At 59.6% G+C, this 25172-nt stretch carries 19 protein-coding genes; 5 read left to right on the top strand and 14 right to left on the bottom strand.

The features are described from left to right. Positions 1-67 precede the first annotated feature (67 nt). The gene (folA, locus tag ACQUTP_RS17715) at positions 68-547 is read left to right on the top strand and encodes a type 3 dihydrofolate reductase (RefSeq protein WP_004204271.1); all 480 of its coding nucleotides are present in this window, start codon (positions 68-70) and stop codon (positions 545-547) included. Positions 548-992: 445 nt separating this feature from the next. Here folA and apaH read toward each other — a convergent pair whose 3' ends face one another. The 6 genes from apaH to lptD are packed head-to-tail and all read right to left on the bottom strand — an operon-like array spanning position 993 to position 7728. Further along, on the bottom strand, positions 993-1841 hold the full coding sequence (gene apaH / locus ACQUTP_RS17720) for a bis(5'-nucleosyl)-tetraphosphatase (symmetrical) ApaH (protein WP_004204272.1): 849 nt from the start codon (positions 1839-1841) through the stop codon (positions 993-995). Between the two features lie 4 nt (positions 1842-1845). Further along, positions 1846-2223, bottom strand: a complete 378-nt coding sequence (gene apaG, locus ACQUTP_RS17725; protein ID WP_004204274.1) for a Co2+/Mg2+ efflux protein ApaG — start codon at positions 2221-2223, stop codon at positions 1846-1848. 2 nt (positions 2224-2225) lie between these two features. Further along, positions 2226-3047 (bottom strand): 16S rRNA (adenine(1518)-N(6)/adenine(1519)-N(6))-dimethyltransferase RsmA, encoded by an 822-nt coding sequence (gene rsmA, locus ACQUTP_RS17730; protein WP_004204275.1) that lies wholly within the window; start codon positions 3045-3047, stop codon positions 2226-2228. Continuing rightward, on the bottom strand, positions 3044-4033 hold the full coding sequence (gene pdxA, locus ACQUTP_RS17735) for a 4-hydroxythreonine-4-phosphate dehydrogenase PdxA (RefSeq protein ID WP_101839073.1): 990 nt from the start codon (positions 4031-4033) through the stop codon (positions 3044-3046). The genes rsmA and pdxA overlap by 4 nt, the downstream gene beginning before the upstream one ends. Before the next feature lie 5 nt (positions 4034-4038). Beyond that, on the bottom strand, positions 4039-5325 hold the full coding sequence (gene surA, locus ACQUTP_RS17740; RefSeq protein ID WP_004204278.1) for a peptidylprolyl isomerase SurA: 1287 nt from the start codon (positions 5323-5325) through the stop codon (positions 4039-4041). 54 nt (positions 5326-5379) lie between these two features. Next, positions 5380-7728: an LPS assembly protein LptD gene (gene lptD, locus ACQUTP_RS17745; RefSeq protein WP_004204279.1), complete on the bottom strand. Its 2349-nt coding sequence runs from the start codon at positions 7726-7728 to the stop codon at positions 5380-5382. A gap of 243 nt (positions 7729-7971) precedes the next feature. Between lptD and djlA the strand changes: the two genes are divergently transcribed. After that, a complete protein-coding gene (djlA, locus tag ACQUTP_RS17750; protein ID WP_008807470.1) occupies positions 7972-8799 on the top strand; it encodes a co-chaperone DjlA in 828 nt (275 codons plus the stop codon). 30 nt (positions 8800-8829) lie between these two features. Here djlA and ACQUTP_RS17755 read toward each other — a convergent pair whose 3' ends face one another. After that, entirely contained in the window at positions 8830-9528 is a 699-nt protein-coding gene (locus tag ACQUTP_RS17755; RefSeq protein WP_285755760.1) for a response regulator, read from the bottom strand. Further along, the gene (locus tag ACQUTP_RS17760) at positions 9518-11143 is read right to left on the bottom strand and encodes an ATP-binding protein (protein WP_265241025.1); all 1626 of its coding nucleotides are present in this window, start codon (positions 11141-11143) and stop codon (positions 9518-9520) included. Before ACQUTP_RS17760 ends, ACQUTP_RS17755 begins: the two co-directional genes overlap by 11 nt. 324 nt (positions 11144-11467) lie before the next feature. Between ACQUTP_RS17760 and ACQUTP_RS17765 the strand changes: the two genes are divergently transcribed. Both ACQUTP_RS17765 and citX read left to right on the top strand, forming a co-directional pair. Next, positions 11468-12832 (top strand): 2-hydroxycarboxylate transporter family protein, encoded by a 1365-nt coding sequence (locus tag ACQUTP_RS17765; protein WP_004204284.1) that lies wholly within the window; start codon positions 11468-11470, stop codon positions 12830-12832. Positions 12833-13011: 179 nt separating this feature from the next. Next, positions 13012-13551, top strand: a complete 540-nt coding sequence (gene citX, locus ACQUTP_RS17770) for a citrate lyase holo-[acyl-carrier protein] synthase (protein WP_004204286.1) — start codon at positions 13012-13014, stop codon at positions 13549-13551. Between the two features lie 42 nt (positions 13552-13593). Here the strand turns inward: citX and rluA are convergent, their stop codons facing one another. The 6 genes from rluA to araB form a co-directional block, all read right to left on the bottom strand. Further along, on the bottom strand, positions 13594-14253 hold the full coding sequence (gene rluA, locus ACQUTP_RS17775; RefSeq protein ID WP_004204288.1) for a bifunctional tRNA pseudouridine(32) synthase/23S rRNA pseudouridine(746) synthase RluA: 660 nt from the start codon (positions 14251-14253) through the stop codon (positions 13594-13596). A gap of 11 nt (positions 14254-14264) precedes the next feature. Beyond that, a complete protein-coding gene (gene rapA / locus ACQUTP_RS17780) occupies positions 14265-17171 on the bottom strand; it encodes an RNA polymerase-associated protein RapA (RefSeq protein ID WP_017901204.1) in 2907 nt (968 codons plus the stop codon). Between the two features lie 187 nt (positions 17172-17358). Beyond that, positions 17359-19716 carry a DNA polymerase II gene (polB, locus tag ACQUTP_RS17785; protein ID WP_049115496.1) on the bottom strand — a complete coding sequence of 786 codons (2358 nt, stop codon included), beginning with the start codon at positions 19714-19716 and terminating at the stop codon, positions 17359-17361. Positions 19717-19891: 175 nt separating this feature from the next. Next, on the bottom strand, positions 19892-20587 hold the full coding sequence (gene araD / locus ACQUTP_RS17790) for an L-ribulose-5-phosphate 4-epimerase (protein WP_017901201.1): 696 nt from the start codon (positions 20585-20587) through the stop codon (positions 19892-19894). A gap of 137 nt (positions 20588-20724) precedes the next feature. Continuing rightward, on the bottom strand, positions 20725-22227 hold the full coding sequence (gene araA / locus ACQUTP_RS17795; RefSeq protein ID WP_285755759.1) for an L-arabinose isomerase: 1503 nt from the start codon (positions 22225-22227) through the stop codon (positions 20725-20727). Between the two features lie 10 nt (positions 22228-22237). After that, a complete protein-coding gene (araB, locus tag ACQUTP_RS17800) occupies positions 22238-23947 on the bottom strand; it encodes a ribulokinase (protein ID WP_017901200.1) in 1710 nt (569 codons plus the stop codon). Positions 23948-24284: 337 nt separating this feature from the next. Between araB and araC the strand changes: the two genes are divergently transcribed. Beyond that, positions 24285-25130, top strand: coding sequence for an arabinose operon transcriptional regulator AraC (gene araC, locus ACQUTP_RS17805; protein ID WP_004204301.1), 846 nt, complete (start codon positions 24285-24287; stop codon positions 25128-25130). The last annotated feature ends 42 nt before the right edge of the window (positions 25131-25172 follow it).

The following is a 25172-nucleotide window of genomic DNA, read 5'->3' on the forward strand; positions in this document are numbered from 1 at the left end:
GGCCAGTCGACGAAGTTGTACGCTTTCCGTATAGTGGCGACAATTTTTTGTACTCAGGAATGAATGAATGATCAGTCTGATTGCGGCGTTAGCGGTAGATCGCGTCATTGGTATGGAAAACGCCATGCCATGGAACCTGCCTGCCGATCTCGCCTGGTTCAAACGCAACACATTAAATAAGCCGGTAGTGATGGGGCGTCTGACCTGGGAATCCATTGGGCGCCCGTTGCCGGGGCGTAAAAATATCGTGATCAGCAGCAAGCCAGGCAGCGACGATCGCGTGCAGTGGGTCTCCTCCGTTGACGAAGCGATTGCCGCCTGCGGCGATGTGGAAGAGATCATGGTGATCGGCGGCGGTCGGGTGTATGAGCAGTTCCTGCCAAAGGCGCAGAAGCTCTATCTGACCCATATCGATGCGGAAGTGGAAGGCGATACCCATTTCCCGGATTACGATCCGGACCAGTGGGAATCGGTGTTCAGCGAGTTTCATGACGCCGACGCGCAGAACTCCCACAGCTACTGCTTTGAGATCCTCGAACGCCGTTAAGCGGGAAGGATAGCAATGAAAAACCCCGGTCGCGTCTGGCGTGACCGGGGTTTTCTTTGGCGTGAATTCAGCGCCGATGACGCTGCCACTACTTTTTTGCGCCATGTTACCCGTCGCGGGAGGCGTTTTTCTGCAGCGCTGCCCGGGGCGACAAATGGCACCTAAACGTAGGTCGGGTAAGGCGTTAGCCGCCACCCGACACAAAAGCGGCTCCGCGCCCGCAGTTCTTGCCCGGCGGCGCTGCGCTTGCGCGGGCCTACGGGACTGCGCCATGTTACCCGTCGCGGGATGCGTCTTTCCAGAGTGCTGCCCGGTTGACAAATGGCACCTAAACGTAGGTCGGGTAAGGCGTTAGCCGCCACCCGACACAAAAGCGGCTCCGCGTCCGCAGTTCTTGCCCGGCAGCGCTGCGCTTGCGCGGGCCCGGGGGAGTGCGCCTGTTTCTTCAGGACGCGACGGCTTCGCCTTCGTCGAGGCTTTTCTGCCGGTTCGACGGCTGGGTAAAGTACTGCTTATCCTCCCAGCGCAGGCAGGTGAGTTCACCGCCCCAGCAGCAGCCGGTATCCAGCGCGTAAATGCCCTCCGGCGTACCGCGTCCCTCCAGCGACGCCCAGTGGCCAAAGGCAATGCTGTAGGCACTGCTGACCGGACCAGGAATGGCAAACCACGGCTTCAGCGGCGCCGGGGCGTCCTCGGGCGCTTCTTTCGAGTACATATCCAGCTGGCCGTTCGGGAAGCAGTAGCGCATGCGGGTAAAAGCGTTAGAGATAAAGCGCAGGCGCGCCAGGCCGCTCAGCTCGTTGCTCCAGTGATTCGGCATGTCGCCGTACATGGCATCGAGGAAGAAAGGGTAGGAGTCGCTGGAGAGCACCGCTTCAACATCGCGCGCGCACTGCTGGGCGGTCTCCAGATCCCACTGGGGGGTGATGCCGGCGTGGGCCATCACCAGCTTTTTCTCTTCGTCCACCTGGAGCAGCGGCTGACGACGCAGCCAGTTAAGCAGCTCATCGGCATCCGGCGCTTCCAGCAGTGATTTCAGACGATCCTTCGGCTTGTTGCGGCTGATGCCGGCGAAGACCGCCAGCAAGTGTAAATCGTGATTGCCCAGCACCAGTCGCACGCTGTCGCCCAGAGATTTGACATAGCGCAGAACCTCCAGCGACCCCGGGCCACGGGCTACCAGATCGCCGGTCAGCCACAGCGTATCGCTCCGCGGGTCGAATTCAACCTGCGCTAATAATGCGATCAGTTCATCGTAGCAACCGTGAACGTCGCCAATAAGGTATGTTGACATTGTTTTAATGAATGAGCGTTGGAACTGCGAGACGGAAAACAGGGATCTCGATACGGAAGGGCGCGCCGTCGATATCGATCATCTCATAATGACCCTGCATGGTTCCCAGCGGCGTTTCAATGACCGCGCCGCTGGTATATTGATATTCACCGCCGGCGGGAATATGCGGTTGCTCGCCGACCACCCCTTCACCCTGAACTTCAGTCTCACGACCGTGGCCGTTAGTGATGAGCCAGTAGCGGCCAAGCAGCTGAACCTGACTCCGCCCCAGATTGCGAATGGTGACGGTATAAGCGAAGACGTAGCGCTCTTCTTCCGGAGAAGATTGCGATTCGATATAGACGCTTTGCACCTGGACGCAAACACGAGGCGAATTAATCATGGTTAGCTCTCCTTCGATGGCAGATTGTCAGACAGCCAGTTGGCCATCTGGCAGTACTGCGCCACGGAAATATTTTCTGCACGCATGGCCGGGTCGATGCCCAGCTCGGTCAGCACTTCCACACTGAACAGATTGCCGAGACTGTTGCGGATGGTCTTGCGGCGCTGGTTGAACGCTTCGGTGGTGATGCGGCTCAGCACCCGGATCTCTTTGACCGGATACGGCATCGTGCTGTGCGGCACCAGACGGACCACCGCGGAATCGACCTTAGGCGGCGGGGTGAACGCGCTCGGCGGCACTTCGAGTACCGGGATCACCTGGCAATAATATTGCGCCATCACGCTTAACCGACCATACGCCTTACTGTTCGGTCCGGCAACCAGACGATTCACCACTTCTTTCTGCAGCATAAAGTGCATATCGGCAATGGCATCAGTATAGCTGAACAGATGGAACATCAGCGGGGTCGAAATATTGTACGGCAGATTGCCGAAGACGCGCAGCGGCTGACCCATTTTCTCCGCCAGTTCGCCGAAGTTCATGGTCATCGCATCCTGCTGATAGATGGTCAGCTTCGGCCCGAGGAACGGATGCGTCTGCAGGCGTGCCGCCAGATCGCGGTCCAGCTCAATGACGGTCAACTGGTCAAGGCGTTCGCCAACCGGCTCGGTCAGCGCGGCGAGACCGGGGCCGATTTCAACCATCGCCTGGCCTTTCTGCGGATTAATCGCCGAGACGATGCTGTCGATCACAAACTGATCGTTGAGGAAGTTCTGCCCGAAGCGTTTACGGGCTAAATGGCCCTGATGGACTCGATTATTCATTGGGTATTAACAATCATTTTGATGGCGAGATTAAGCGCCGTGATAAAACTGCCGACGTCCGCTGTTCCCTGGCCCGCTAATTCCAGTGCGGTGCCGTGGTCGACGGAGGTACGAATAAAAGGTAAACCGAGCGTAATGTTCACGCCGCGGCCAAAGCCCTGGTATTTTAGCACGGGCAGGCCCTGATCGTGGTACATCGCGAGTACTGCATCGGCATGGTCAAGGTATTTGGGCTGGAAAAGGGTGTCAGCTGGCAGCGGACCGCTGAGGTTCATCCCCTTCCCGCGCATCTCTTCCAGCACCGGAATGATGGTATCTATCTCTTCCGTTCCCATATGACCGCCTTCGCCAGCATGCGGGTTAAGCCCGCAAACCAGCACGTGCGGCTGGGCAATACCAAATTTCGTGCGCAGGTCGTGATCGAGAATCGTGATGATCTCGCGCAGCAGGTCGGGCGTTATCGCCTCGCTGATGGCTTTCAACGGCAGATGGGTCGTCACCAGCGCCACCCGCAGCTCCTCGGTCGCCAGCATCATCACCACTTTGCTGGCCTGCGCGCGCTCTTCGAAGAACTCGGTATGACCGGTGAAGGCGATGCCGGCGTCGTTGATGTTGCCTTTGTGCACCGGGCCGGTCACTAACGCCGCGAATTCGCCGCTCAGGCAGCCGTCGCAGGCGCGCGCCAGCGTCTCGACCACGTAGGCGCCGTTCTGTACGTTCAGCACGCCGGGCTCCGCCGGGACGCTCAGCGGGACGTTAAGCAGCGTCAACGTACCGGCACGCTGCGGAACGGGCGGTTGCGCAGGATCGTATGGCAGGAGAGATAAAGGAAGACCGAGCCTTTGGGCTCGGTCAGTTAACAGGGCGCCGTCGGCGCAGATCACCAGCTCAACTGGCCAGTCGCGCTGGGCAAGCTGCACGACCAGGTCAGGGCCAATCCCGGCGGGTTCGCCGGGAGTGATAACAACTTTATGGGTATCAGGCATCGATATTAGTTGCTCAGAATTTTAACATACGCACTGGCGCGCTGTTCCTGCATCCAGGTTGCCGCTTCTTCAGAGAATTTGCGGTTCATCAGCATACGGTAAGCACGATCTTTCTGCGCGGCGTCGGTTCTGTCGACCTGACGGCTATCCAGCAGTTCGATCAGGTGCCAGCCGAAGGAGGAGTGTACCGGTCCGCTGGTCTGCCCTTTGTTCAGACGCATCAGCGCATCGCGGAACGCCGGGTCGAAGATATCCGGCGTGGCCCAGCCTAAATCACCGCCCTGGTTCGCCGAGCCCGGATCTTCAGAATACGCTTTCGCCGCTTTAGCGAAGGTGGTTTTCCCGCTCTTAATGTCGGCGGCAATTTGCTCCAGCTTCGCCTGAGCCTGCGCATCGTTCATGATTGGCGATGGCTTCAACAGAATATGACGGGCATGTACTTCAGTGACGGAGATGTTCTGGGTCCCGCCGCGCAGATCGTTCACTTTCAGAATGTGGAAGCCGACGCCGGAACGGATCGGACCGACGATATCCCCTTTCTTCGCGGTGCTTAACGCCTGAGCGAAAATGCCCGGCAGCTCCTGGATACGACCCCAGCCCATCTGGCCGCCCTTCAGCGCCTGCTGGTCGGCGGAGTAGGTGATCGCCAGTTTACCGAAGTTGGCGCCGTTGCGCGCTTGCTCAACGATAGCATTCGCTTGCTCCTGGGCCGCGGCGACTTGATCGGAGGTCGGGTTCTCCGGCAGCGGGATCAGGATGTGGCTCAGGTTGAGCTCGGTGCTGGCGTCGTTCTGGTCGCCGATCTGTTTGGCCAGCGCTTCCACTTCCTGCGGCAGCACGGTGATGCGACGACGCACTTCATTGTTACGCACTTCCGAAATCAGCATCTCTTTACGGATCTGGTTACGGTAGGTGTTGTAGTTGATGCCTTCATAGGCCAGACGGCTGCGCATCTGATCCATGGTCATGTTGTTTTGTTTAGCGATGTTGGCGATGGCCTGATCGAGCTGGTCGTCAGAGACCTTCACGCCCATCTTCTGCCCCATCTGTAACACGATCTGGTCCATGATCAGTCTTTCGAGGATCTGATGGCGCAGGGTCGCGTCATCCGGCAGCTGTTGGCCAGCCTGACCAGCATTGAGCTTAACCGATTGCATCAAACCATCGACGTCGCTTTCCAGCACGACGCCATTATTGACGACGGCCGCTACTTTATCGACCACCTGGGGGGCAGCGAAACTGGTATTCGCGATCATGGCGATACCGAGAAGCAGCGTTTTCCAGTTCTTCATACTTTTTCCATTTCGATTAACCGCAAATGCGGATGATGTTGTAAACCAGCCGCATCACAGGGAGCTCTGGTACGGTAAAATGTTCGAACGCAGCATCTGCTGGGTGCCGAGGCCGTAGTTAGAGCTCAGACCGCGCAATTCGATATTGATTCCGAAGGTGTTGTCGTATTTGCTCTCGCCGCCGTTGTTGTTGCTATCCCAGCCGTTGACTTTACGTTCGTAGCCAAGACGGATGGCGTAGCAGCAGGAGTTATACTGGACACCCAACATCTGGTTTGCTGCTTTTCGGGTATTGGTATCGTAGTAGTAGGCACCGACCACGGACCAGCGATCGACGATCGGCCAGCTGGCGGTCATCCCCACCTGCGAGATACCCTCTTTATATTGCGCCGCGGTGGAATATGACGGCAGTGTGGCCTGAATATATTCCGGGCTGGCGTAACGATAGTTAAGCTGGACTAAGCGGTTTTCATCGCGACGGTATTCAATGGTGCCGTTACCGGTTGCGACGTTATCCAGACGCGTATCGTACTGGATCCCGCCGCGCAGACCCCAGTTATCGGCAATGCGCCAGTAGGTGTCGCCGGCCCATACCAGTGAACCCGTGGTGTCGTTGTTCTCCCAGTTGATGTTGTCATCACCGGTGCGTGACTCGGTGAAATAGTAGATTTGACCAACGGAAATGTTAAAACGTTCCACCGCGGCGGCGTCGTACACGCGCGAGGTGATACCGGTAGTGACCTGATTGGCCGACGCGATGCGGTCGAGACCGCTATAGGTACGGTCGCGGAACAGGCCGGAGTAGTCTGACTGCAACAGCGTGGAGTCGTAGCTGCCGATTTCACTCTGATCGCGGTACGGCACATACAGATACTGCATGCGTGGTTCCAGCGTTTGGGTGAATCCCTCCTGCAGGTCGCGCTCGAAGACCATTTTGCCGTCGACTTTAAACTGCGGCATCACGCGGCTAACGGACTCTTTGTAGTCCGTGCCGTTGGCGGCGTTGTACTTATCGAGGTTGCTCTGCTGGTAGTGGGTCGCCAGCAGCTTGGCTTCGGTATTCAGACTGCCCCAGCCGTTCGACAGCGGCAGGTTGATCGTCGGTTCGAAGTGAACGCGGGTCGCTTCCGGCATGTTGTTATTCGAGTTAACAAAATGGGCGACCTGGCCGTACAGATGGGTATCGAACGGACCGACATCGTTCTGGTAGTAGTTAATGTCGAGCTGCGGCTCAGCCGAGTAGGAGTTGCTCGACTCCCGATCGAAGACCTGGAACTGCTTGGTTGAGACCGTGGCGTCGAAGTTCTGATTGACATACCCGGCGCTGAATTTCTGCGTCGCATAGCCGTCGGTACTGGAACCATACTTCGAGCTGAAATCGTTGAAGTAGTCAGGATCGCTGACCTTGGTGTAGTCAGCGTTCAGACGCCACACCTGATCGATAACCCCGGAGTGGTTCCAGTAGAACAGCCAGCGGCGGCTGTTGCTGTCGCTGGAGTGGTCATCTTCGTAGACTTTATCCGACGGCAGGTAGTCGAACTCCGTTAAGCCGCTGCCGAGCTGGGTCAGGTAGCGGAATTCGTTTTCCCACATCACGCCGCCGCGCTTGTTCATATAGTGCGGGGTGATGGTGGCATCGAAGTTTGGCGCGATGTTCCAGTAGTACGGCAGGGAGAACTCCACGCCGTTTTTGGTGCTGTATTTCGCGTTCGGGATCAGGAAGCCTGAACGACGCTTATCGCCCACCGGCAGCTGCAGGTAGGGGCTGTAGAAAATCGGCACGGAGCCAAGCTTGAAGCGGGCGTTCCAGATCTCGGCGACCTGCTCTTCGCGATCGTGGATAACTTCGCTGCCCACGACGCTCCAGGTGTCGGAGCCCGGCAGACAGGAGGTAAAGCTGCCGTTTTCCAGAATGGTATAGCGGTTTTCACCGCGCTGTTTCATCAGGTCAGCAGTACCGCGTCCCTGGCGTCCGACCATCTGATAATCGCCCTGCCAGACGTTGGTATCTTTGGTATTCAGATTCGACCAGGCTTTTGGTCCTTTGAGGATCACCTGGTTATCGTCGTAATGCACGTTGCCCAGCGCGTCCACCGTGCGCACCGGCTGCGCCTGGCCCGCGGCCTGCTGCTGATGCAGCTGAACTTCGTCGGCGCGGAGGCGGCTATTCCCCTGGTTGATATCGACGTTGCCGGTAAAGACGGCGTTGTCCGGGTAATTGCCCTTCGCATGATCGGCGTTAATCGTCACCGGCAGATCGCCAGGCCGCCCTTCCACGAGCGGACGATCAAAGCTTGGCACGCCAAGCATACATTGCGTTGCGAGATCGGCAGCGAGGCCTTGTTGGCTATACAAGGCGCTGGCAATCATCGTAGCCAGGAGGCTGGGAATACGTTTTTTCATACGTTGTATTTATTGTTCCATCATCTTGTGGCAGCGGCTTGCAAACGGTCAGAGCCTAACTTACTCAACTTTATCACGCTAGTGTTAATCCTGCCCGTTTCGAGCCCGAGCGTTAGGCACCCTGTTGAATGACGAGTATGATAAAGCAAATTATAGGCTATGTCCCACAATTGACCGAGGCGCGAGTGCCGGGTAACGTGCGGTCATATTCGTGCTTAACGGCGACAAACAGTTGGGGAGTCTATGCAGTATTTGGGTAAAGTGATTGGCGTGGCAGTAGCTTTGCTGATGGGCGGTGGGTTCTGGGGCGTGGTGCTCGGCTTCCTGGTCGGCCATATGTTTGACCGGGCGCGCAGCCGCCGGTTGAATCTCTTTGCCAATCAGCAGGAGCGTCAGTCGCTCTTCTTTTCCACCACCTTTGAAGTGATGGGGCATCTGACCAAATCCAAGGGCCGCGTTACCGAGGCGGATATTCACGTCGCCAATGTGCTGATGGATCGCATGAATCTGCACGGCGCTTCGCGTACCGCGGCGCAGCAGGCGTTTCGCGACGGCAAAGCCGACAATTATCCGCTGCGTGAGAAGATGCGCCAGCTGCGCAGCGTCTGCTTTGGCCGCTTCGATCTGATTCGGATGTTTCTGGAAATTCAGCTGCAGGCGGCGTTCGCTGACGGCGAACTGCACCCTAACGAACGTGAAGTGCTGTTCGTCATCGCCGATGAGCTTGGCATCTCTCGCGCCCAGTTCGATCAATTCCTGCGAATGATGCAGGGCGGCGCCCAGTTTGGCGGCGGTTCGCAGCAGCAATCTTATGGTCAGCACGGCGGCAACGCCGGCTGGCAGCAGGCGCAGCGCGGGCCAACGCTGGAGGACGCCTGCAACGTGCTGGGGGTGAAACCGACTGACGACGCGGCGACGGTGAAGCGCGCCTATCGTAAGCTGATGAACGAGCACCATCCGGACAAGCTGGTGGCGAAAGGGCTGCCGCCGGAGATGATGGAGATGGCCAAACAGAAAGCCCAGGAGATCCAGAAGGCCTGGGAGCTGATCAAAGAACAGCGCGGCTTCTGAGTTTTTCAGCCCCTCGCCCGGCGAGAGGGGTTAGCGTTTGGCCTGTGCGCGGCGATACAGCCGCCGCGGATGGCCGATTTTTCCATACAGCATCTCCACCTCCAGAAACCCGGTCTCAACGCCGTGTTCAAGATAGCGGCGGGCGGTGGTTTTGCTGAGTCCGGCGGCGCTGACCACCTCATCAACGGAAAAGCAGTGCGCTTCCCGGCCGCTAAACAGACCCTGCACCAGCGCCAGCGTCTTCTCTTCAATCCCCTTGCTGCCACTATCTACGCGATAGTTCTTCGCCTGCAGTTGATAGAGGGAATCGACGTTCTGCTGATCGACGATTTTCCACTCCCGCTGCTGATCGTTGAACTGGATAAAACGCTCCAGCGACTGACTCAGCCGCTTCCATGATACCGGCTTAAGAATATAGTCGAAGGCGCCGTTGCGGATAGCCTGGCTGCAGGTTTCCATATCGCTGGCGGCGGTGATAAAGATCACCGAGCATTGGCTGGTCGCCAGCGCCGGATCGGTCATCAGCGTCACCCCTTTGCCGTCCGGCAAATAGTTATCCAGCAGTACCAGCTGCGGCGGGGTGGCGTGGAGCAACTGGCGGGCCTGGGCGAGGGAGGCCGCCATGCCCGCCAGCCGCAGGCGCGGGTGTTTCTGCACAAGCTCGGCGTGCAGGCGCGCCAGCTCGCTCTCATCTTCAATGATTAGCACATCGACCAGGTCATGATGCATCGTGGGCCTCCGGGTGCGGACGGGCAGGTGCGTCGGCCGGGATAAACAGGGTGAAGATCGTTCCCCGCGGCGCGTTATCGGCGACTTCGATGGTGCCGCCCGCCTGAGTGACATAATGTTCAATAAGATACAGACCAATGCCGTGATCGCCACGGGTTTTGGTGGTGACGCCGCGTTCAAAAATGCGCTCGCGGATATCGGGGCGGATGCCGACGCCGCGGTCGGCCACTTCGATAATCAGCTCCCGGGCGTTGAGCTGGATCAGGACTTCCACCGGCTCATGCGGAAGCTCGGCGCGCTGCGTGGCTTCGATGGCGTTATCCAGCAGGTTGCCGATGATGGAGATCAGCTCGGATTCCATCAGCGACGGCAGGGGACGGTCAATGCGGCAGGCCGGGTCGAAGCTCAGCGCCACGCCTTTTTCGCGGGCGCGGGTGGCTTTGCCGAGCAGCAGACCGCATAGCGTCGGCGAGTGGAAGTGTGAGGAGATAAAGTCCAATAGCTCCTGAGCATGTTCCGACTGGGCCTGAATATAGCGGATCGCTTCGTCATAATGGCCCATATGCAGCAGGCCGGAGAGGGTAGTCATCCGGTTGAGCTGCTCGTGGCGCATGATGCGTAGATTGTCGACATAGCGCTTCACCTGGCTCAGCTGGGCGGTGAGGGCATTGATTTCATTGCGGTCACGGAATGTGATCACCCAGCCCTGCAGGGTATCCTCCAGCATAATGCGCACCCGACTGGCGAGCACGGTCAACTGGTTGAAGCGGCACAGCTCATCGTGGGTGTCGCGCTCTAGCATGTCGCCGCTGGCGAAAAAGGGCTGCGGGGAAATCACGCTGTCAATCGACTGACCGCGCAGTTGACTGGCGGGCTGGCTGAGTCCCAGCAGGCTGCGGGCGGCATGGTTTATCACCTCAATGCGCCGCTGGCGATCGATGACGATCACCCCCTCAAAGATCGACTCCATCATCGCCTTTTGCTGTCGCACCAGCAGGCCTATCTCCCGCGGCTCGAGCGAAAAAATCTGCTTTTTGATGCTGCGGGTAAAGTACCAGGAGAAGATAAACAGGGCGATGAGCAGCAGGACGGCGGCGATAAAAATATTGATCACTTTGGTCAGGGTAATGCTGTCGAGATAGCTGGTGAGGTAGCCGACGGAGACAATGCCGATCACCCGCCCCTCGTCATCGACGATCGGTGTTTTGCTGCGCAGCGAGACCCCAAGTCCGCCTTTGCGAATGGTGGTAATGGATTTTCCCTCCAGTACCGCCTGGTTGTCGCCGCCAACCAGCCGCGTGCCAACCCACTCCGGATGGACCGAATGAAACAGATGCATCCCCTGGCGGTCGCCGATGACGATAAAGCTGGCGTCGCTATGGGCGGCGATTTGCTGCATAAACGCCTGAATCGCCTGTGGGTCATGCCGGCTGACCTGCTGACGTAAATTTGGCATCAGGGCTATCTCTTCGGCCTGAATTTTGGCCCGGGCGCTCATTTCCTGATAAAGCTGGCGGCTGGCGTCAAAGTAATAATAAATACCCAGCGCGATAAAGAGGACTGAGAAAAAAGCGACCAGCGAAATAAACAGCTTATATTGAAAAGATAATTTCATAGGTCCCGGACGACGTATACACCATACCGGCACTCTATCATTTTTCTGTCACGTGACGTAAATGTTAAAGGAAAGTTGTGATCAGCGGCGCAGGCGCGGGCTGCCGCCAGCGGTTGCAGTGGATATAAGGCGTGATGGGAAATAAAAACCATAAAAACCACGATAATAAATCAGAGATATATCACCCCCTGCGCGGAACAGCGAATAGAAACCATAAAAACCATAGTGACCATTAAAACTTCTTTTTTAATTCGGGGAGCTTCACATTAACGACGCCGCTGTCCCTTTACGCTGAAAATGAATAATAACGACAGGGCTGAATTTATGAGCACGACAGACAATGCATTCTCTGCAACCCTTGAACCGATCAATACGCCGAAAGCCACGCTCAGGCAGCGCTGGTGGCACATCATGGATAACTGGAAGGTAGGGATCGTCCCGTTGCCGCTGTTTTTGCTGGCCGGGGGGCTGATTGCCCTCGACTGCCTTGGCGGTAAACTGCCGAGCGATATCGTGGTGATGGTGGCCACTCTGGCTTTCTTTGGCTTCGCCTGCGGCGAGTTTGGTAAACGCCTGCCGGTGCTGGGGAAACTCGGCGCGGCGGCGATCTGCGCCACTTTTATTCCTTCCGCGCTGGTCCATTACGGCCTGCTGCCGGACGTGGTCGTGGAATCCACCACCAAATTCTATAAATCCACCAACATCCTCTATCTCTATATCTGCTGCATTATCGTCGGCAGCATCATGAGTATGAACCGTACCACCCTGATTCAGGGCTTCCTGAAGATCTTCTTCCCAATGCTGTGCGGCGAGGTGGTCGGCATGCTGGTGGGCATCGGCGTTGGCACGCTGCTGGGCATGGAGCCGTTTCAGGTGTTTTTCTTTATCGTGCTGCCGATCATGGCCGGCGGCGTGGGGGAAGGGGCGATCCCGCTGTCGATGGGCTATGCCGCGCTGATGCATATGGAGCAGGGGGTGGCCCTGGGCCGGGTGTTGCCGATGGTGATGCTCGGCAGCCTGACGGCGATCGTCATCTCCGGCTGCCTCAACCAGCTCGGCAAGCGCTTCCCGCATCTGACCGGCGAAGGGCAACTGATGCCGAACCGCAGCCATGAAACCCGCAGCCTCGGCGAGAGTGAAGGCATGAGCGGTAAAACCGACGTCGGGACGCTGGCCTCCGGCGCGCTGCTGGCGGTACTGCTGTATATGATGGGAATGCTCGGCCACAAACTGATTGGTCTGCCGGCGCCGGTGGGCATGCTGTTTCTCGCGGTGCTGTTAAAGCTGGCTAATGTGGTGTCTCCGCGCCTGCAGGAGGGATCGCAGATGGTGTATAAATTCTTCCGCACCGCGGTCACCTACCCGATCCTCTTTGCCGTCGGTGTGGCGATCACCCCGTGGCAGGAGCTGGTGAACGCCTTCACTTTCACCAATCTGCTGGTGATCGTCAGCACCGTCTCCGCGCTGGTGGCGACCGGTTTCCTGGTCGGTAAAAAGATAGGGATGCACCCGATCGATGTGGCGATTGTCTCCTGTTGCCAGAGCGGGCAGGGCGGCACCGGCGATGTGGCGATCCTGACCGCTGGTAACCGCATGAGCCTGATGCCGTTCGCGCAGATCGCTACCCGGATTGGCGGGGCGATAAATGTCTCTCTGGGGTTGCTGTTCCTCAGCCACTATCTGGCGTGATATAACGCTACGCTCAGCGATAAAACTGCTATTTTCCGCTACAGAACGCCGAAAATATCTGCGTTCTGTATCCTAAATGCTCCGCATTTAGCGTTACAATCAGCGCGCGATCGGCTATCGCAACCATCATTATGACAGTCCAGGCGCTGTCGCATTTATCATATGTAGGAGAGGAATTAATGTCAGTGGATACTCCCGCCCAGGCGGGCGTCAGCATCGACGCATTGCTGGCGGCGAAAGAGCAGCGTGCAGCCCGCCAGGCCGACTGGTTGGCCCATTATCAGCAGCCTGTTATTTCCCTGACCCTGGTAACCCCCGGGGCGGTGAAGGACAGCATTCGCTATCGCAACATGATGGGCGTAGCCCTCCAGGCCTGCGATCAGCTGCTTTGGAAGCACCGCTGGCAAACGCTGGATCGTCAGGTGCTGTGGCTGCCGACCGGGCCTGAAGCGCTGTGGTGCGTGGCGCATCCGGCCAGCGAAATCAAAGCGATGTGCAGTACGCTGGAGCAGAGCCATCCGCTGGGACGCTTGTGGGATATCGATGTGATCTGTCCGCAGAGCGGGCAGGTGGGACGCCAGTCGCTGGGCGAGTCGCAGCGCCGCTGCCTGCTGTGCGATGAGCCGGCGCACGCCTGCGCGCGTAGCCGTCGTCACGATACCGATCTCGTCGTTGCCCGCGTTGAGCAGATGATTGACGCGTGGTTTGCCCGCGATTAACGGGTTAGCATTCCCCGGCGGCAGAGCGCTGCCGGGGAGGTCCTAAAAGTCGAGCGGCGCGCGGAAGGTCATCGCGTTGCCGTAGGCGGGGTGGGTGATGGTGAGCGTCTCGGCGTGAAGCAGCAGGCGCGGGGCCATCGCCAGCGCCTCCGGCGTGGCGTAAAAGCGGTCGCCAAGGATCGGATGTCCCAGCGCCAGCATATGCACGCGCAGCTGGTGTGACCGTCCGGTAATTGGCTTCAGGCGCACGCGGGCGGTATTATCTTCCGCGTACTCCAGCACCTCATACTCGGTCTGCGCCGCTTTGCCGGTTTCATAACACACCTTCTGCTTTGGCCGGTTCGGCCAGTCGCAAATCAGCGGTAAATCCACCAGGCCCTCCGCCGGCTGCGGATGGCCCCAGACGCGGGCGATGTACTGCTTCTTCGGCTCGCGCTCGCGGAACTGGCGCTTCAGTTCGCGCTCCGCCGCCTTATTCAGCGCCACCACAATCACGCCGCTGGTGGCCATATCAAGGCGATGCACCGATTCGGCCTGCGGGAAGTCGCGCTGAATGCGCGTCATCACGCTGTCTTTATGCTCATCAAGACGACCCGGCACGGACAACAAGCCGCTCGGCTTGTTGACCACCATGATGTGCTCATCCTGATACAGGATCACCAGCCAGGGATCCTGCGGCGGATTGTAGTTTTCCATCGCCATTTCGCGTTCCGTTACTGGTGAGTGACGACGATCAGACGCAGCGCGTCCAGACGCCATCCGGCCTGTCCCAGCGCCTCCAGCACCTGCTGGCGGTTGCTTTCAATCGCCGCCAGTTCGTCGTCACGGATGTTCGGGTTGACCGCCTTCAGCGCTTCCAGACGGGAGAGCTCCGCCGTCAGCTTATCGTCGGCTTCACTACGCGCCGCGTCGATCAGCCCCTGCGCCGCCTTGGCGATCTGCGCTTCGCCCTGCTGCAGAATGGCATGAACGTCCTGCTGCACCGCGTTGACCAGCTTGCTGCCGGTGTGGCGATTGACCGCGCTCAGCTGGCGGTTGAAGCTTTCAAACTCCACCTGGCCGGCGAGGTTGTTGCCGTTTTTATCCAGCAGCATGCGAACCGGGGTCGCCGGCAGGAAGCGGTTGAGCTGCAGCTGCTTCGGCGCCTGCGCTTCGACCACGTAGATCAGCTCCAGCAGCAGAGTGCCGACCGGCAGCGCCTTGTTCTTCAGCAGGGAAATAGTACTGCTGCCGGTATCGCCGGAGAGGATCAGGTCGAGGCCGTTGCGGATCAGCGGGTGTTCCCAGGTGATGAACTGCGCGTCTTCACGGGACAGCGCCACGTCACGCTCGAAGGTGATGGTGCAACCGTCCTCCGGCAGGCCCGGGAAATCCGGCACCAGCATATGGTCGGAAGGGGTGAGGACGATCAGGTTTTCCCCGCGGTCGTCCTGGTTGATGCCGACGATATCGAACAGGTTCATCGAGAAGGCGATCAGGCTGGTGTCGTCATCCTGCTCTTCGATGCTCTCCGCCAGGGCCTGGGCTTTCTCGCCGCCGTTGGAGTGGATCTCCAGCAGACGGTCGCGGCCCTGCTCCAGCTGCGCTTTCAGAGCGTCATGCTGCTGGCGGCAGGATTTGATCAGATCGTCAAAGCCGTCGGTGGATTCCGGCGCCGCAAGGTAGTTGATCAGCTCGTCATGGACGCTGTCGTAGACGGTCCGTCCGGTCGGGCAGGTATGTTCAAAGGCGTCGAGGCCTTCGTGATACCAGCGCACCAGCACCGACTGCGCGGTCTTTTCCAGGTACGGGACGTGGATCTGGATATCGTGCGCCTGGCCGATACGGTCGAGACGGCCGATACGCTGCTCCAGCAGATCCGGGTTAAACGGCAGATCGAACATCACCAGATTGCTGGCAAACTGGAAGTTACGTCCTTCGGAACCGATCTCAGAGCACAGCAGCACCTGGGCGCCGGTGTCTTCTTCGGCAAACCACGCCGCGGCGCGGTCGCGTTCGATAATCGACATCCCTTCATGGAACACGGCGGCGCGGATACCTTCGCGCTCGCGCAGCACCTGCTCCAGCTGGAGCGCGGTGGCGGCTTTGGCACAAATCACCAGTACCTTCTGCGAGCGATGGCTGGTCAGGTAGCCCATCAGCCACTCGACGCGCGGGTCAAAGTTCCACCAGGTGCCGGTATCGCCTTCAAATTCCTGATAGATCTGCTCCGGGTAGAGCATGTCGCGCGCGCGCTCTTCCGCGGTTTTGCGGGCGCCCATGATGCCGGATACTTTGATGGCGGTCTGGTACTGGGTCGGCAGCGGCAGGCGAATGGTGTGCAGCTCGCGTTTCGGGAAACCTTTGACGCCGTTACGGGTGTTACGGAACAGCACGCGGCTGGTGCCGTGGCGGTCCATCAGCATCGAGACCAGCTCCTGGCGCGCGGCCTGAGCGTCTTCGCGATCGCTGTTGGCGGCCTGCAGCAGCGGCTCGATATCCTGCTCGCCGATTAGATCGCCGAGGGTATTGAGTTCGCTATCGCTCAGCTTGTTGCCCGCCAGCAGCAGAGCGACAGCGTCGGCCACCGGACGGTAGTTCTGCTGTTCTTCGACAAACTGCGCGAAATCGTGGAAGCGGTTCGGATCCAGCAGGCGCAGGCGCGCAAAGTGGCTCTCCATCCCCAGCTGTTCCGGCGTCGCGGTCAGCAGCAGAATGCCCGGCACGCGCTCGGCCAGCTGTTCAATGGCTTGATATTCGCGGCTCGGCGCCTCTTCGCTCCACACCAGGTGGTGCGCTTCATCGACCACCATCAGGTCCCACTCGGCGTCGCACAGGTGCTCCAGGCGCTGCTTGCTGCGGCGCACGAAGTCTAAAGAGCAGATCACCAGCTGTTCGGTTTCGAACGGGTTGTAGGCGTCATGCTGCGCTTCGGCGTAGCGCTCGTCGTCAAACAGCGAGAAGCGCAGGTTGAAGCGGCGCAGCATCTCCACCAGCCACTGGTGCTGAAGGGTTTCCGGGACCACGATCAGTACGCGCTCGGCGGCGCCGGAGAGCAGCTGCTGGTGCAGGATCATCCCGGCTTCGATGGTTTTACCTAAGCCCACTTCATCGGCCAGCAGGACGCGTGGCGCGTGACGACGGCCCACGTCGTGGGCGATGTTCAGCTGATGCGGGATCAGGCTGGTGCGCTGGCCGCGCAGGCCGCTCCACGGCATGCGGTACTGCTCGCTCTGGAACTTGCGCGCGCGGTAGCGCAGGGCAAAGCGGTCCATGCGGTCGATTTGGCCGGCGAACAGACGGTCCTGCGGCTTGCTGAACACCAGTTTGCTGTCGAGCAGCACTTCACGCAGGGTGACGTTCGCTTCCTGGGTATCGAGGCGGGTGCCGGTGTAGGACAGCAGCCCATTCTCTTCATGCACTTTGTCAACGTGGAGCTGCCAGCCTTCGTGGCTGGTAATGGTGTCGCCCGGGTTAAACATCACGCGAGTGATCGGGGAATCGTTGCGTGAGTACAGACGGTTTTCGCCGATGGCGGGGAAAAGGAGAGTGACCATGCGCGCATCCAGCGCTACCACCGTCCCTAATCCTAGTTCGCTCTCTGTGTCGCTAATCCAGCGTTGACCAAGTGTAAAAGGCATATATGTTCGGCTCTTTAGTTCTTTAATTGCAGGCAATAGTTGATCATCTCCATGTACAACCGGAGATGCGTCAAAATTGGGGCCAGGAATGGAAAGGGCGCTATATTACTGGATGGCAGAACGTTCGTCACGTCCTCCTCACGGTTCATTTTCAGGCTTCTGCGCCCGCGGAATGGGTGAGAAAAAATCAAAATAGCCCCAGCTGTCCTGTCACTATTGTAGCAAAGTCGTCGTTGACGAAGGGCAGGATCCCTTCCGCTACCGGCTGCAGCTGCTTTGACAAATAGTGGTCGTAATCGAGTGGCGACTGCTGATAATCCACCGGTTCCGGACCGCCGGTGGTCCAGACGTATTTGATGGTGCCGCGTTGCTGATACTGCTGCGCCCGACCCCGCTTCAGGTTGTGCTCATCGGCAAGCCTCGCGGCGCGCACATGCGGCGGCACGTTGCGCTGATACTCCGCCAGCGGCCGACGCAGGCGTTTGCGATAAACCAGCTGCTCATCGAGCTCGCCGTTCATCAGCCTGGCGATAGTCTCCCGCACATAATCCTGATAGGGCTGGTTGCGGAAGATGCGCAGGTACAGCTCCTGCTGAAACTGCTGGGCCAGCGGCGTCCAGTCGGTGCGCACTGTTTCCAGACCCTTGAAAACCATGCGCTGGCCGTCGCCCTCCTGAATCATTCCGGCGTAACGCTTCTTGCTGCCGGTATCGGCGCCGCGGATCGTCGGCATCAAAAAGCGGCAGAAGTGGGTTTCGTATTCCAGCTCCAGGGCGCTGGTTAGCTGGAGTTTGCCAAGCTCCTGCGCCCACCAGGCGTTGACGTCGTTCACCAGCGTCCGGCCGATCTCCGCCGCCTGCGCTTCGCTGTGCGGGCGCTTAAGCCAGACGAAGGTGGAGTCGGTATCGCCGTAGATGACGTCATAACCATTGGCTTCAATTAACGCTTTAGTCTGACGCATGATCGCGTGGCCGCGCATGGTGATCGACGAGGCGAGACGTGGGTCGAAGAAGCGGCAGGCGCTGGTGCCCAGCACGCCGTAAAAAGCGTTCATGATGATCTTCAGCGCCTGGGAGAGCGGCTTATTGTGCTGGCGCTTGGCTTCATCGCGGCCGTGCCAGATCTGGCTGACAATCCCCGGCAGGCAGTGCTTGTCTCGCGAGAAGCGGGCGCCGAGGAAGCCCTCAATGCTGTGCTGGTCATCGGGCTGCGCCAGGCCCTCCACCAGGCCGACAGGATCGATTAAAAAGGTGCGAATGATCGACGGATACAGGCTCTTGTAGTCCAGCACCAGCACCGAGTCATACAGGCCGGGGCGGGAGTCCATCACATAGCCGCCGGGGCTCGCCTGGGGCGGCACGTCGCCGAGGTTCGGCGCCACGTAGCCCAGGCGGTGCATGCGCGGAAAATAGAGGTGACTGAAGGCGGCGACCGAGCCGCCGTGGCGATCGGCGGGCAGGCCGTTGACCGTCGCCCGCTCGAGCAGAAATGGCATGATCTCCGTTTTGTGGAAGATCCGCGTCACCAGCTCGCAGTCCTGTAGGTTATAGATGGCCAGCGCCGGTTTATCTTCATGGAAGCGGCGATCGATCTCGTCCATCCGATCCCATGGGTTGTCGATGGCTTTGCCTTCGCCCAGCAGCTCGCGGGCCACCGCCTCCAGCGAAAAGGAGGAGAAATTCCAGAACGCCGATTTCAGCGCGTCGATGCCGTCAATAATCAGCCGGCCGTGGGCCTGGGCGAAGAAGACACCGTTCTTAAAACCGTGCTCGCGCCACTCCAGCTCGCTGTTGCCGCGGCCGAGCCTTAGCGGGATGCGGTAGCGTTCGGCATGCTTTTGCAGGACGCGCAGATCGAACTGCACCACGTTCCAGCCGATCAGCACGTCGGGGTCGTGATCGGCAAACCAGGCGTTGAGTTTTTCCAGCAGCAGGGGGCGACTGGCGACGTAGACCAGATCGAAATCGACGTCTGGCGGCGTTTCCGGTTCGGGGCCCAGCATGTAGACCACCCGCTGACCGCAGCCTTGCAGGCCGATGCAGTACAGCTCGCCGTGGCGGCTGGTTTCGATATCCAGCGACACCCATTTCAGCGGCGGGCGATAGTCAGGATTAGGTTTCATGCGCGCGTTAACCAGCTGTGGGCCGCGCGTTTCGCCTTCCACCCACACCGGGGCGGTAATAAAGCGCTCCATCAGGTAGCGCTCCGGCGGACGGATATCGCCCTCATAGAGGGTGACGCCGCTGTCGCGGAGCATCTTCTCCAGACGCATCAGTTGACGATGGGCGCGGCAGTAGAGGCCGACAACCGGCTGGCGGTGGAAATCTTTCAGGGCCAGCGGGGCGAAGCGGAAGCCTTTCTCACCCTGCAACAGTCGCTCAGCCTGCGCCCGCTGCGCTTCGGGGATAAAGGCGACGGACTCCTGCGGCGGCAGCGTGACCTGCAGCGGGCCGTCGTCGGTGGCCAGCCAGAAGGAAAGCTCGGTGCCTTGCGGAGTGTCCCGCCAGTGACGGGTGAGTAGAAAACCTGCTCGTGGCTGGGTCACGGGTGCTCTCGATGATAAAAAACCAGGCCTGATTATAGCCTGGTTTCTCAATGGGTGCTGGGATTTTATACAGGTATTCGGCGCTGAGGTGGCCCCGGATTTCGGCTTGCGCCTTATCCGGTCTGCCAGACGGTGCAGAGCCGTAGCCCTGCTAAACGCAGCGCGAGCAGGGTGATTATTGGCCGTAGTAGGCTTTGGCCCCATGCTTACGCAGATAGTGTTTATCCAGCAGCGTCTGCTGCATATCCGGCAGCTGCGGCGCCAGCTGGCGGCAGAAGATGCCCATATAGGCGATCTCTTCCAGCACGATGGCGTTATGCACCGCGTCTTCGGCGTTTTTACCCCACGCGAACGGGCCGTGGGAATGAACCAGCACGCCGGGCATCTGCGCCGGGTCGATCTCGCGCTGGCGGAAGGTTTCGACAATCACCTTGCCGGTTTCCCATTCGTATTCGCCGTTGATCTCCGCATCGGTCATCAGCCGGGTGCAGGGCACCGGACCATAGAAATAGTCGGCGTGGGTGGTGCCGGTCGCCGGAATAGCTTGCCCGGCCTGCGCCCAGATGGTGGCGTGGCGCGAATGGGTATGCACAATGCCGCCCAGCGTCGGGAAGGCCTGATACAGCAGGCGATGGGTCGGGGTATCCGACGAGGGTTTCTTCTTACCCTCCACCACTTCGCCGCTCTCCAGACTGACCACCACCATATCGTCGGCGGTCATCACGCGGTAATCCACGCCGGAGGGTTTGATAACCAGAACGCCCTGGTCGCGGTCGACGGCGCTGACGTTGCCCCAGGTTAAGGTCACCAGATTATGCTGCGGCAGCGCTAAGTTGGCTTCCAGCACCTGGCGTTTAAGATCTTCTAACATAGTGTGCTCCGAATAGCAGGCGAGTCGGGTATCCCTCACCCCGAACCTCTCCCGTCGGGAGAGGGAGAAAGGCGGTATCGCGCCAGGCCGGTACCCTCTCCCCGGCGGGGAGAGGGGTAGGGTGAGGGGGCGACCTCTTAGCGTTTTGAACCGTAATAGACTTCATTCCAGCGCAGCGCGTCTTTGAAGGCCGGCAGACGGGTGTCGTTGTCGATGACAGTCAGCTCGATATCATTCAGTTCGGCGAACTGGCGCATATCGTCGAGGTTCAGCGCATGGCTGAAGACGGTATGGTGCGCGCCGCCGGCGATGATCCAGGCTTCCGAAGCGGTACGCAGATCCGGCTGCGCTTTCCACAGGGCGTTAGCCACCGGCAGCTTCGGCAGGTCGTGCGGGGTCGGGACGGTTTCGATGGTATTGACCAGCAGACGGAAGCGGTCTCCCAGGTCGATCAGGCTGGCGACAATCGCCGGGCCGGTCTGAGTATTGAAGATCAGGCGCGCCGGATCCGCTTTGCCGCCGATGCCCAGCGGCTGGACGTCGAGGATCGGTTTCTCGGCGGTGGCGATCGTCGGGCACACTTCCAGCATGTGCGAGCCGAGCACCAGATCGTTGCCGTTGTCGAAGTGGTAGGTGTAATCCTCCATAAAGGAGGTGCCGCCCTGCAGACCAGTTGACATCACCTTCATGATGCGAAGCAGAGCGGCGGTTTTCCAGTCGCCCTCGCCGGCAAAGCCGTAGCCCTGCTGCATCAGGCGCTGTACGGCGAGCCCCGGGAGCTGTTTCAGGCCGTGGAGATCTTCAAAGGTGGTGGTAAAGGCGTGGAAACCGCCCTGTTCGAGGAAGCGTTTCATCCCCAGCTCAATGCGCGCGGCGTCCAGCACGTTCTGACGCTTGTCGCCGTGAACCTGCGCCGCCGGGGTCAGACGGTAGCTGCTTTCATATTCATCGACCAGGGCGCTGATATCGCCGTCGCTGATGCTGTTGACCACCTGCACCAGATCGCCGACCGCCCAGGTGTTCACCGAGAAGCCAAACTTGATCTGCGCCGCGACTTTATCGCCGTCGGTCACCGCCACTTCGCGCATGTTATCGCCGAAACGGCACACTTTAAGATGACGGGTATCCTGTCTGGAGACCGCCTGGCGCATCCAGCCGCCGATGCGCTGGTGGGCCTCTTTATCCTGCCAGTGGCCGGTCACCACGCTGTGCTGCTGGCGCATACGGGCGCCGATGAAGCCGAACTCGCGGCCGCCATGCGCGGTCTGGTTCAGGTTCATAAAGTCCATATCGATGCTGTCCCAGGGCAGCGCGGCGTTGTACTGAGTATGGAACTGCAGCAGCGGCTTGTTGAGAATGGTCAGGCCGTTGATCCACATTTTTGCCGGCGAGAAGGTGTGCAGCCAGACCACTAACCCGGCGCATTTGTCATCGTAGTTAGCGTCGCGGCAGATGTGAGTGATTTCGTCCGGGGTGGTGCCCAGCGGCTTAAGGACCAGTTTGCACGGCAGTTTGGCTTCCGCATTCAGGCTGTTCACCACATGTTCGGCATGCTTCGTCACCTGGCGCAGGGCTTCCGGGCCGTACAGATGTTGGCTGCCAATAACGAACCATATTTCATAGTTATCAAAAATCGTCATTTTCGTATCCTTAATGGGTGAGCGCTGCCTGAGATTGCGGGGCTTTTTCCGCCTTTGCAGCCGAAGGGAGATAGTGTTGTTCGGCGCTGACCGACCACTGTTGGTAGCGCTGATAGAGTTGTTCGAAACGCTGTGCCTGCGCCGGGCGCGGCTGCAGAGTGGTTTCCACCTGGCTTGCCATCCGCTGCTGGGCGGCTGGAATATCCTCATAGACGCCGGCGGCGACGGCGGCAAAGATAGCCGCCCCCAGCGCGCAGCACTGATCGGAGGCGACAATCTGCAGCGGACGGTTCAGCACGTCGCAGCAGGCCTGCATGATGACCTGGTTTTTCCGCGCGATACCGCCGAGCGCCATGACGTTGTTAACCGGGATCCCCTGCTCGGTGAAGCACTCCATAATGGCGCGAGCGCCGAAGGCGGTGGCGGCGATCAGACCGCCGAACAGCGCCGGCGCGTCGGTGGCCAGGTTAAGGTCGGTGATCACCCCTTTCAGGCGCTGGTTGGCATTCGGCGTGCGACGGCCGTTGAACCAGTCAAGCACCACCGGCAGATGCTCCAGCGATGGATTGTTGGCCCAGGCTTCGGTGAGCGCCGGCAGTAACTGTTTTTGGCTGGCTTTGATTTGCTCCCGCAACGCTGGCTGCTGCTGGGCTAGCTGCTCCAGCGGCCAGCCGAGAATGCGACCAAACCAGGCGTAAATATCGCCGAAGGCGGACTGGCCTGCCTCCATACCGATAAAGTGCGGGACCACGCTGCCGTCGACCTGGCCGCAGATGCCTTTGACCGTGCGGTCGCCGACGCTCTCTTTATCGGCAATCAGAATGTCGCAGGTGGAGGTGCCGATGACTTTCACCAGCGCGTTAGGCTGCGCGCCGGCGCCCACGGCGCCCATATGGCAGTCGAAGGCGCCGCCGGAGATGGCCACGGTCTGCGACAGGCCCAGGCGCTGGGCCCACTCTGCGCTCAGCGTGCCGACCGGCACATCGGCCGTCCAGGTATCGGTGAACAGCGGCCAGGCCAGATGCTGGTTAATGATGGGATCAAGCTCATCGAAGAAGCTGGCCGGCGGCAGACCGCCCCAGCTCTCATGCCACAGGGATTTATGCCCGGCGCTGCAGCGGCCGCGGCGCAGATCCTGCGGACGGGTGGTGCCGGAGAGCAGGGCGGGCACCCAGTCGCAAAGCTCCACCCACGAGGCGGCTGCCTGGGCGACGGCGCTATCTTCCCGGGTGACGTGGAGGATTTTGGCCCAGAACCATTCGCTGGAGTAGATCCCGCCAATATAGCGCGAGTAATCCTCTTTGCCCGGCTGGTGGCACAGGCGGGTGATCGCCTCGGCTTCCTCGACCGCGGTATGATCCTTCCACAGGACAAACATGGCGTTAGGGTTGTCAGCGAATTCTTCGCGCAGCGCCAGCACGTTGCCCTCGGCATCAACGGGAGCCGGGGTTGAGCCGGTGCTGTCGACGCCAATGCCCACGACGTCGGCGCGCTGTTCGGCGCTCAGGGAGGCAAGTACGCTTTTCAGCGCCGCTTCCATGGACTCGATGTAATCTCGCGGGTGGTGGCGGAACCGGTTGTTAGCGCCATCGCAATACTGTCCTTCCCGCCAGCGCGGATACCACTCCACGCTTGCCGCCAGTTCTGCGCCGGAGGCGCATTCCACCGCCAGGGCGCGGACTGAGTCACTACCAAAGTCGAGGCCAATCGCAATTGCCATCTTGTTACTCCATGCAGAAATCATTCATGCAGCAACAGTAGATATCCCCGGCAAAATCCGTCAGGCCGGATTCGCTAATCTTATGGATTATTTTGCTGTCACCTCGCAAAGTGTGACGCCGTGCAAATATTCGATGTGGACTTTCCTGCCGTATTTATAGACACTTTTGTTACCCGGCATATCACGGTGGAATGCACGCCGCTGGCGCTTTTTTCGCTTGCTGTGCGGCTTTTTAGCGAAATTCCCACTGCCGTCGCAGTCGTGACAGGGCCGAGAGCGATAAAATGATGAATATGGACAATTGGTGTCACTAATACCTTCGGGGAGAACCACGCGTATGGCCGAAACGCAAAACGATCCGCTGCTGCCGGGCTACTCTTTTAACGCTCATCTGGTCACCGGTCTGACGCCGATTGAGGCGCAGGGATACCTGGATTTTTTTATCGACCGCCCGCTGGGTATGAAAGGCTATATCCTCAACCTGACGATCCGCGGCGAGGGGGTGATCAACAACCACGGCGAGCAGTTTGTCTGCCGGCCGGGCGATATGCTGCTGTTCCCGCCGGGGGAGATCCATCACTACGGCCGCCATCCCGACGCCAGCGAGTGGTATCACCAGTGGGTCTACTTCCGCCCGCGCGCCTACTGGCACGAGTGGCTCAACTGGCCGACCATCTTCGCCCAGACCGGCTTTTTCCGTCCGGACGAGCAGTGGCAGGCGCGCTTTGGCGAGCTGTTCGGCCAGATAGTCGATGCCGGACAGGGGGCGGGGCGCTATTCCGAACTGCTGGCGATTAATCTGCTGGAACAGCTCCTGCTGCGGCGGATGGAGGCGATCAACGAATCGCTGCATCCGCCGCTGGATAACCGGGTGCGCGACGCCTGCCAGTACATCAGCGACCATCTGGCGGACAGCCATTTTGATATCGCCAGCGTCGCCCAGCACGTCTGCCTGTCGCCCTCGCGTCTGTCGCACCTGTTCCGCCAGCAGTTAGGGATCAGCGTGCTCGGCTGGCGTGAAGATCAGCGCATCAGCCAGGCCAAACTGTTGCTGAGCACCACGCGGATGCCGATCGCCACCGTCGGGCGCAACGTCGGCTTTGAAGATCAGCTTTATTTTTCCCGCGTATTCAAAAAATGCACCGGCGCCAGCCCGAGCGAATTCCGCGCGGGATGTGAATAAAAAGTAAAGAAAGTGAAATGATGACCCGCTTAAATGTCACAG

This window comes from Klebsiella sp. 2-CIP_Kleb., from assembly GCF_050378715.1.
Classification (GTDB): Bacteria; Pseudomonadota; Gammaproteobacteria; order Enterobacterales; family Enterobacteriaceae; genus Klebsiella; species Klebsiella quasipneumoniae.